8 protein-coding genes are annotated in these 9,281 nt (G+C 56.0%); 3 read left to right on the forward strand and 5 right to left on the reverse strand.

Annotation, left to right across the window (positions count from 1 at the left end):
* Positions 1 to 236 precede the first annotated feature (236 nt).
* The 3 genes from L1249_RS16775 to L1249_RS16785 form a co-directional block, all read right to left on the reverse strand.
* Entirely contained in the window at positions 237 to 2,405 is a 2,169-nt protein-coding gene (locus L1249_RS16775) for a TonB-dependent siderophore receptor (protein ID WP_058578662.1), read from the reverse strand.
* Between the two features lie 119 nt (positions 2,406 to 2,524).
* The gene (locus L1249_RS16780; protein WP_054641353.1) at positions 2,525 to 3,817 is read right to left on the reverse strand and encodes a lysine N(6)-hydroxylase/L-ornithine N(5)-oxygenase family protein; all 1,293 of its coding nucleotides are present in this window, start codon (positions 3,815 to 3,817) and stop codon (positions 2,525 to 2,527) included.
* 23 nt (positions 3,818 to 3,840) lie between these two features.
* The gene (locus L1249_RS16785) at positions 3,841 to 4,953 is read right to left on the reverse strand and encodes a GNAT family N-acetyltransferase (RefSeq protein WP_058578661.1); all 1,113 of its coding nucleotides are present in this window, start codon (positions 4,951 to 4,953) and stop codon (positions 3,841 to 3,843) included.
* A gap of 212 nt (positions 4,954 to 5,165) precedes the next feature.
* Here L1249_RS16785 and L1249_RS16790 point away from each other — a divergent pair, with 212 nt between their 5' ends.
* From L1249_RS16790 to L1249_RS16800, 3 genes are read left to right on the forward strand one after another with little or no spacing between them, the layout of a single operon-like run.
* Entirely contained in the window at positions 5,166 to 6,854 is a 1,689-nt protein-coding gene (locus tag L1249_RS16790) for a cyclic peptide export ABC transporter (protein ID WP_063744345.1), read from the forward strand.
* Positions 6,855 to 6,883: 29 nt separating this feature from the next.
* Complete coding sequence (gene relB / locus L1249_RS16795) at positions 6,884 to 7,081, forward strand: type II toxin-antitoxin system RelB family antitoxin (protein WP_054641354.1); 198 nt, start codon at positions 6,884 to 6,886, stop codon at positions 7,079 to 7,081.
* A complete protein-coding gene (locus L1249_RS16800) occupies positions 7,078 to 7,353 on the forward strand; it encodes a type II toxin-antitoxin system RelE/ParE family toxin (RefSeq protein WP_054641355.1) in 276 nt (91 codons plus the stop codon). Before relB ends, L1249_RS16800 begins: the two co-directional genes overlap by 4 nt.
* A gap of 241 nt (positions 7,354 to 7,594) precedes the next feature.
* On the opposite strand, the gene L1249_RS16805 is transcribed toward L1249_RS16800, so the two are convergent.
* Both L1249_RS16805 and L1249_RS16810 read right to left on the reverse strand, forming a co-directional pair.
* Positions 7,595 to 8,218, reverse strand: coding sequence for a cytochrome b (locus L1249_RS16805; RefSeq protein WP_054641356.1), 624 nt, complete (start codon positions 8,216 to 8,218; stop codon positions 7,595 to 7,597).
* Entirely contained in the window at positions 8,211 to 9,155 is a 945-nt protein-coding gene (locus L1249_RS16810) for a siderophore-interacting protein (protein WP_058578660.1), read from the reverse strand. The genes L1249_RS16805 and L1249_RS16810 overlap by 8 nt, the downstream gene beginning before the upstream one ends.
* Positions 9,156 to 9,281 lie beyond the last annotated feature (126 nt).

The raw sequence follows: 9,281 nt of genomic DNA on the forward strand, positions 1-9,281 counted from the left end.
CGGCGACTGGCGCGGAACTTTATGTTGGGCATGGCACTGTCTGGGTGAATGGCGATAATGGCTATATTGCCATGCAGGTCAGTGGGTTAGAAGTGCTTCCGGGGGGCGGTCTCACGGATTCAGGTATTAGTGTATAAAAAATGATAGATACTCACTATCAAAAATTCAGCCCTACCTAAGCAGGGCCGAATAAAATACATGTAAATCGAGATGTTGGGGAGTGCTATGCTGATTTTTTAAAAGTCATATTTCATCGTCATCATGAAATTGCGTGGTGCACCGTAGTAGTTATGTCGGGTTTCTCCCCGAACTGAGGAGTAATACTCTTTGTCGGTTAGGTTGTTGCCGTTAAAAGAGATATCCAAGTTCTCATTGACTCGATAGCCGACCATGGCTGACACGGTGGTATAGCCTCCTTGCTCTATACGCGTATCTCCGCTTTCGGCATAAACACTGCTGACTGTATTTATGCCAGCACCAAGGCGCCAGCCCTGATTTGGATTATCGCTGAATCGATAGCGTGACCATAGGTTGAAGTTATGCTCCGGCGTGTCCGGCGAGAGTGTGAGTCCTTCCGAATTAGCATCTCTTACGAACTCTGTCTGTGTATAGGCATAACCAGCGCTGAGATCCCAGCGAGGCAACAGTTCGCCGCTAACTTCTAGCTCGAAGCCTTCACTTTTTGCTTCGCCGATAGGAATCGAGAAGCCAGGATTATTAGGATCAGAATATGCGCGATTGGTGTCTTCGATACGGAAAACTGCAGCATGCCAGTTCAAGCTACCCTCGGCATGTGAGCCTTTAATACCGGCCTCGTATTGCTCACCCTCTCTTGGCTTGATAGGGTTGCCGTCACTTCCTACAGCCGTTTGTGGCTCAAAAATGCCAGTGTAGCTTGTGTATAAGTTGAGCCCTTCGTTGAGGCGATAGATCAATCCTGCGTAGGGGATAAACTCAGTGCCATCATCACCGGACGTTTCACCACCAAGAAAGTTATTGGTTTCCCACCAATTTATACGGCCACCAAGCGCAAGTGTAAAATCATCCATAAGATTGAATCGAAACTGGCCGTAAGAGGCATATTGTTCGATATTAAGCTCAGTCCTACCAGGTGTGCCATCGAAATCTGGTTCTGTACGGTTATGTATTGGGTCAAACAGATTCTGAGGAAGATATTGAGGGTCGCCGAAGACCCATTGATTACTTAGCTCACTACTCTGATAGCTGGTGCCGAATACGGCTTCATGAGTTGCTCCAGCTAGTTGGAATGGGGTGCTAAACTGGGCCTCCAAATAATCGTCCTGCTTCTCCAGATCCCAAGCGATCTGACGAATCGCAAACTCGCCGGTATTTTGATCAGCGACTAGAACTCCTTCACTACTTTTTCTTAGGCTTGCATCGCGATCCAAACGATTAGCTTTAAAGACTATTTCGCCTCCATTAGCTAGGCGATGCTCAAGTTCTATAAAATAGCGTTGTGCGTCTCCTGTCTGCTTATCCCAGTCAGATCCGATATAGGTAGAGCGGTCTACATTGGGTAGAGTGCCATCACTGTAAGCTGGTAATCCAGAGTGCGGTCTAAACTCTTCATCTTGCACAGTAACGCCCATTGACAGTGTCGTTTCGGGAGACAAGTCAAACTCAAGCGTGCCATAGCCGATTTGGTTCTCTGAGTAAACGTGATCAATAAAAGAGTCTCGATCATCGTAGACACCGACGAAACGGCCCCGTACTTGCCCTTCGCTGTCTAACGCGCCGGTAACATCAACAACACCCCGATAGGCATCGTCCGTACCTGCAGAAATAGATACAGAGGCTTGGCTCTCAGCTAAAGCACGCTTACGAACTAGGTTGATAGTGCCGCCGGGTTCGCCGGCGCCATGGAGAATGCCCGCAGGTCCGCGCAATACTTCAATTCGATCAAGTAGTGCGGGGTCAAATACTCCGGCACTTTCCCAGGCACTGCCCGCGCTCTGAACAGGACTGCCATCCATAAGGAAGGAATCAATATTATAGCCTCGAGCCTTGATAACATACTGATTAGGACCGTACTCATTTACGGTGATGCCTGTGACATTTCGTAGGGCCTCAGACAGCGTGGTAGTCCCTTGATCATCGAGGCGATCTCGTGTAACAACGCTAATAGATTGCGGCGTTTCCTGCACAGATTGTGAAACTAAGCCAATGCTAGTGCTTTCGCTAGTGTAGGAATTGCTGTTTTCGGTCATGCCGTAGGGCAGGCGATCCCCGGTGACAGTGAGTGTAGACAGCTCGCTGCCATCATTGTCAATCGAGTGGTTTGTCGACGTAGCATTTTGCTGAGCAAGCACAGCTGCCGACGTACTGCAGGCAGCAACAGCAATGGCGGCCGTAAGCCACCGCTTGCGGAAAGTGGGTTGGTTCACGAATGTTCTCCTTAAATGAGGTTCATTTTAATTTTGTGTAAATCTTAATTGTTATTGTTTGCATTATGAGTATATGAACCCCGAAGTCAACATCAAGTGAGCCTCGGGGTGGCCGAGCACTATGGCGCGGTGACTTCTTGCTTACAGGGCGAGGATGCATATAAGGCAGTTTTCTGATCTAGTGCAGCACAAATCTCACTTGTCCTGGCTGCCAAAATCGACAGCAGGGTATCGCTTAAACCATGGGTGGGCTCGCAGCTGCCTTGCAGGAAAATAGCCGGTTTGAACTCAGGCTTGGTATAGAGCTGATAGCGGCGATTGACGGCAAAATCGGGCAGGTAGTCCGCCACCGGAGCCAGCAGCCGTTTATGGGTGTCGCGTACATAGCCGGTGGCTAACACTACGGCGTCGTAACGGGTGATATCCGTATGGCCAGTCTCCAAATCACGCACTTTGAGCTCGACGCCTTCAGGGCCTGCTTCACTGCCGATCACCTCATGGCGGCGGCGGAAGCGGTGGCGGGCCTGGCCGGTGACTTTTTGCTGGTAGAACACATCGTAAATCTCCTGAATCAGTGCCAAATCAGGGGCCGAGTAGTTGGTGCTTTTGTACTCCTGCAGTAGTGCTTCCCGCTGGCCGGTGGGGTTGTTGAACACGTAGTCGGTGTACTCGGGGTTGAAGATTTCGTTAACGAAGGGGCTATCATCCGAGGGTTTAAAGGCCCACGCCCGGCTAATAAGATCCACCTGGATGCCTTCACGGCCGTGCAGATCCAGGAAGATCTCAGCCGCGCTCTGGCCCGCACCAATTACGGCGATGCGTTTGGGGGCGTATTGCTTTGCCAGCTCTCTGAGGTAGTGGCTGGAGTGGAAGACCCTTGGGTCGTCTTTTAGCCCGGTGAAGCACTCCGGCACGTTGGGCGCCCCGCCCACGCTGATCACCAGTGAGCGGGTGAGCCTTTCCTGTACCGCGCCGCTCTCATCCCGTGAGCGAACGCGAAGGTAGGCGACCTCGTCGCTGTCCGTTTCGGGCAGTACTTCAAATACCTCCTCTCCATAGGCGCACTGGTGTTCAAAGTGGCTGGCCGTCCAGCTCAGGTAATCATTGAATTCGTGACGGCTGGGGAAGAAGGTCTGCAGATTGATGAAGTCCTGCAGGCGGCCTTTGCTGTGCAGATAGTTAAGGAAGCTGAAGCGGCTTTTAGGGTTACGTGGCGTGACCAAATCTTTCAGGAAAGAGATCTGCATATGGGCGTTGTCCAGCAGCATATGCGGGTGCCAGGCAAAGCAGGGTTGGCGCTCAATGAACAAGGCATCCTTCGCTTGCCCTGTCTGACGATGTTCGTCGAGCGCAATGGCCAGGGCAATGTTGGAGGGGCCGAAGCCGATGCCGATCAAGTCATGAATATGCATAAGGGTCCTCGTGGCTGACGTGTTTATAAGGTGAAGCGTGGGTCGGGTCGTGGCGCTGACCCAGGGTGGGGCGGCAGCGGAATCCAGCTGCGCTCGTTGAAGAAGTGTTCGCGAAGCTGCATGCCGAGCATGGCCCGCTTATGGGGGAAATCGAACGCCTTGACGTGGGCGTAACCGCACTGGGCAAGGTTGCGCAGCATTTTGGCGTTATCCACCCGGGGTTCGATCACCAGGCGCTGAGTGCGGCAGTCATCGAGAAACAGATAGTGCGAGAGGGAGGGCATCCAGGCCGCCACATATGGCCGCCCTCGAAAAGCCGCTTCGCCGATGAGTACGTGCCAGCCGCGGTCAAAGTCATCGGCTGCGTAATAGGCACCGATGCGATCCTCCTTGGCCCAATAGGTCTCGAAATAGCCGAAGGGCTCGCCGTCGATACAGCCGATCAGCGGTAACACGCTGGGGTTTTGCAGGGTGCTCTCTAGCCGCTCGCGGTGCTGTTCCAGGTCGCCCTGCTCCTCCCAGAAGTGGGCGACGACCGGGTCGTTCATCCAGCGGTTGAAGCGTTCCAGGTCGAGCGCCAGGTCAAGCACGCGAAAGCTCACCGTGGCATCGAGCCAGGGAATATGGCGCTGATAGACCGTGCCACTGGGGCGCGGTGGGCGGCGTGGATGGCGTTTTCCATTCGTAAGGATCGGCTGCTGGGGGTAGGCGCGCAGGGAGGGGGAGGTAAGCCAAAGGGTGGGCAGCTGCCAAAATAGCTCCGCGTAGGCCCAGAGTTCTCCCTGGTTATCTTTCACGGCGATGCCGGCGGCACACAGGTTGGCATGCACGACGCTGGGTAAGCGAAGGCGTATCGCCACAGTGGCCGGGTGAAAGGTAAATGCCCCTTCGATCGCCGCGAGCAACGCCGGGAGTGGGGGGGCGGAGCGCTGCGGCCAGCGCAGCGTCAAGGTGTTGCTATCGTCCTCCAATGACCACTCAAGACGTTCTTGATCACCCTTGACGAGCAGTGACTGCGTGGTGGCATTCGCAATGACGTGATAGCCCACGCCCTCGGGACGTGAGAGCAACGCGGCTTCCGCGGGGCTTTCATAAGATGCGTCTACCTGTGTTTGTGCCTGGACAGAACGGGACACCGCAAAGCTCCTATCGATGAGAACGGATCAAACAAGGAACAGCCGTCGACATCACCTGCCATGGGCCGGTATGACGGACTTCTTTATCTAAGGACGAATGAGAATGAGGCTTGTTTACGTAATGGTGGGTTAACTTTTTGCGGGAGCGATTCGTCCTTAGAGGTAGCTGTCGGTTTTCAATGGGCTTCCAATCGCTTTTCAACGAGGTGAATGTGCTTTCCTATCTGTTTCGTCGAACCCGCGGGCTGATGACCGCCGCTGCCTTGGCCAGTATTCTCTCGGGACTTTTCAGCGTGCTGCTGATTGCCCAAATCAATGCGGCGTTGACCGGCGATGCCGCCAGCCGTGCCGACTCTCATGTCAACCCTGCCTGGGTCTTTGCGGGCATTGCCGTGGCGTTGATGCTCTGTCGCATGGTGTCGACGGCGCTGTTTGAGCGATTGGGGCAGCGTGCTCTGGCCGAGTTGCGCAGTTTTGTCGCCCAGTGTGTGGCCGAAACCCCCTTTGCTCGGTTCGAGCGTGTGGGCAGTGCGCGGATCCAGTCGGCACTCACCGAGCACAGCAACAACGTGGCGGTACTGTTTGTTAGCTTGCCGGTGATTTTGACCAATACGGTCATCGTGGTGGGGTGCTTGGGCTACCTGGCAATGCTCTCATGGCAGGTGTTCCTGTTTGCTTTAGGCGTGATTGGGCTGGGGGCTGTTGGCTACCATCTGGTTCATTTACGCGCTATTCGTTACCTCCAGAGTGCCTCGTCCGAGCAGGATCGCCTGTTTGGACATTTCCGTGCGCTGACCGATGGTGCGAAAGAGCTGCGTCTGCACCGGCGCAAGAGCCGGGTCTTCATGGATCGGGTACTCGGCGAGTCGGTTGAAGGCGTGCGGCGATTGCGTACCCGTGGCATGTCGCTGTTCGTGATCTCGACCAGCTGGGGGCAGTTTCTGATGTACGCCTTCATCGGGCTGGTGCTGTTTGGATTGGCGGATGATGGGCCTAATCAAACCCAGATCATGACCGGTTTTGCCCTGGTGTTCGTGTTCATGGTGACGCCCCTTGAAGGTTTGTTGATCAATATTCCGCGGATCAACATGGCGCGGGTGGCCGCTAGCCGAATCGATGAGATCACCCGCGAGATGCCCCAAGGCCAGGAGAAGCAAACATCACCTCCGGTGCCGGATTTTCAGCGGCTCGAGTTGCGTGACGTGACCCACCAGTACTACCACGAGCAGAGCGATGACTTTTTCGAGCTGGGGCCGATCAACCTTGACTTCACACCGGGGGAAGTGGTGTTCCTGGTGGGGGGCAACGGTAGCGGTAAGACCACGCTGGCCAAAGTAGTGGTGGGGCTTTACCCGCCGGAAGGTGGCGAGGTATTGCTCAATGGCGAGCGGGTCGAAGCGGATGGCTGGGATGCCTACCGGCAGCTCTTCTCGGTGGTGTTCTCGGACTTCCATCTCTTTGAGCGCCTGTTAGAGGCACCGCGTGATGGCCTGGACGAGGAAGGCAACCGCCTGCTGGCCAAGTTGCACCTGCAGCACAAGGTGCGGGTTGAAAACGGTGCGTTTACCACCCAAGCACTCTCCCAGGGCCAGCGTAAGCGTCTGGCGCTTGTCGTGTCCTACCTTGAGGATCGGCCCTTCTTGGTGTTTGACGAGTGGGCGGCGGATCAGGATCCGTTATTCAAAGAGGTGTTTTACTGCGAGGTGTTGCCCGAGCTAAAACGCATGGGCAAAGCGGTGCTGGTGATCACCCACGATGACCGCTATTTCCACCTCGCGGATCGGTTGGTGCGGCTAGAGAGTGGCAAGCTGTTGGCGGCTGGGCAAACGACTGACGAGCAGTCGATTGGCGCGGAGGTGGGAGCTTCAGAGGAAGATGTCAAAATAGGGAGTATCGATTAAACTGTACAGGTAACCGAGGAGAGGTGATCATGAATACCCAGCTAGATCCTATCGTTTCGGAATTCGAGACGCAGGAACAAGCCGATAGCTATGATCGTTGGCTCAAGGCCAAAGTTCAGCGCAGCATCGACAACCCGGGCCAAGGAATGCCTCATGACCAAGTTATGACCAAGGTTGATGCGATCATCGCCGACGCGGAGCAACGCCAACGCGGCGGAGTTTCGTGAGCCTGCCTATCCACTGGCATGACGAGGCGATTAACGACTTGTTTGAGCTTGTCGTATACATCGCCGAGCGCGATCCTCAAGCCGCCCGGCGGCTGCGTATTCGTATTGAAGCAGCTGTCTCCTCAGTGGCTGAACACCCCTACTTACACCAAGTGGGCCGCTTGCCGGGTACGCGAGAAATTGTTGCTCACCCAAACTTTATCGTGGTCTACCAAGTGACGGATCGCATTGAGGTCATATCAGTGGTTCACTCTCGCCAAAATTATCCCTGACGCCTACTCGCCGCTCATACGAACTGCTAACCCAGAGTCTCCACCTCAAAGGCCACCATTTGGCGCTGGACGCTGGAAAATTCGAGCCGGTCAGATAAATGGGTTTGCCGGAGGCGTCATGTCTGTCAGTGCTTAAACATGCCATTCAGGCTAGTGGCGAAGAGCACCTCTCCTTAGCACTATGACGCTGAGCGAGTTCCTCATCAGAGTATGCGCCTTCATCTAATGACTTCTTAAGCTCTTACCTGCCACTTCCCCCCACCATACGCGCCAGTACCTTGTCCTTGAGCCAGAACCTATGAATCAGCGCCATGGCGATATGGCCGATGATTAATCCACATAGCAGCCACGAGAGTGGGCCGTGAAGCAGATCGGCGGGGGCGATCATCCAGGGGATCTCGCGCTCTGCTTCGGGCAGTAGCTCCATGCCATAAAAGCGTAGCGCCCCGCCGCGGCCGACCTGGCGTAGTATGGCGAAAGCGGGTAGCCACAGCAGCAGCGCGTAAAAGGTGATATGCACCAGGCGCGCGATGCGACCTCCCCACCCAGGCGGCTGCGCAGGCCGCCGCTTGCGGTTGAGCCATGCCCAGCCAAGGCGCGCCAGCGTCACGATGAGAATCAGAAACCCTAACGAGCCATGAGGCCCGATGCTGGCCAGGAAAAGCGTGATAGCGTTTTCGCCCATCCCACGCCAAGCCAGCAACACGGTGAATTGCAGCGTGACCAGCGCGGCGGTCAGCCAGTGAAGTATACGGCTGATTCGTCCATAGCGGTTGGGGCTGTCTCGCCAGCCAATAGGCGTCTGAGCTGGCTGGCTAGTGAGACCCTTGTTTGACGCCGTGTCGTTTGCCATTTCCTTAACCATTGGCCTTTCCCTGCCTCCAGTAGCCCATGCTGGTGACGTACTGCTTGGGGAGCCCGCACTCGTTGACCAAGTAGCGGCGCAGCTTCATGGCGACCTTGGTTTCAGCGGCAATCCAGGCGTAGAAGGGCGCGCTGTCGTCCAGAGTGGCGGGTTCCCAGAGGGGGCCGTCCTCATCGTCGCTTTCATCGTGGGTCGTGGCGCTGGTAGTGGGGGTGGCAGGCGCACCACCTAGCGCTTGAATTTCCCGATGCAAATCGATATCGCGTAGCGCTCTCATCAGCAGCTCCCCGTGCCGACAACTGGGCTCGGTGTCGCGGGCCAGCCAGTGTAGCTTAGCGGCTTGGGGGAGCGACTGAACGTCGTCGAGGTGGGGCACTTCGAGCAGCGCTTCGACCTTGGGTTTGAGCGGCAGGTCATCGAGGGTTTCCAGAATACCGGCAGCAGCGGGGAGGGCGGTTTCATCGGCGATGAGTAGAATACGGCGCACACCCTGGGGCGGTTTCCACTCGTAACCTTGCGCTGGGCCTTCTGCCGTGGCGTCGGGGGCCGTCATGGCAAGCCGGTCACCGGGCTGGGCATGCATGGCCCAGCGTGAGGCGGGGCCATTGTCGCCGTGGAGCACGAATTCGACATCGACTTCAGCGTTCTCTGGGCGTAGGGCGCGGATGGTGTAGGTGCGCGCGGCGGGGCGCTGTGTATCGGGCAGTGCGCGATAAGCGCCGTACCAGTCGTGCTCTTCCAGCTTGGCGATTTCGAACAGCGGGTCGAGGCTGCCACCGTCTTTGGGAAAGAACAGTTTGACGCGTTGATCCGGCGCGTAGGTCGCCATGTAGCCAACGTCTGGGCCCGTAAAGGTGAACTTGACGAGCGAGGCACTGACCTGGGTGCGTCTGGCTAGGGTGATATCGAAAAGCCGATAGCTCGGTTTGGCTGCCATGATCCCGCCTCATTCACGAGGGCTCTGATCGGGCAGTCTGAAGCTACGTGCCATCGGCATTGCTCGTAAGGGTCCGTATTTCCGGCGTGAGCGCCTGCTTCGTAATGCCCGAACACTGCGTTTCTT

The sequence above is a fragment of the Halomonas sp. Cn5-12 genome (genome assembly GCF_021532545.1).
Lineage (GTDB): Bacteria > Pseudomonadota > Gammaproteobacteria > Pseudomonadales > Halomonadaceae > Vreelandella > Vreelandella aquamarina.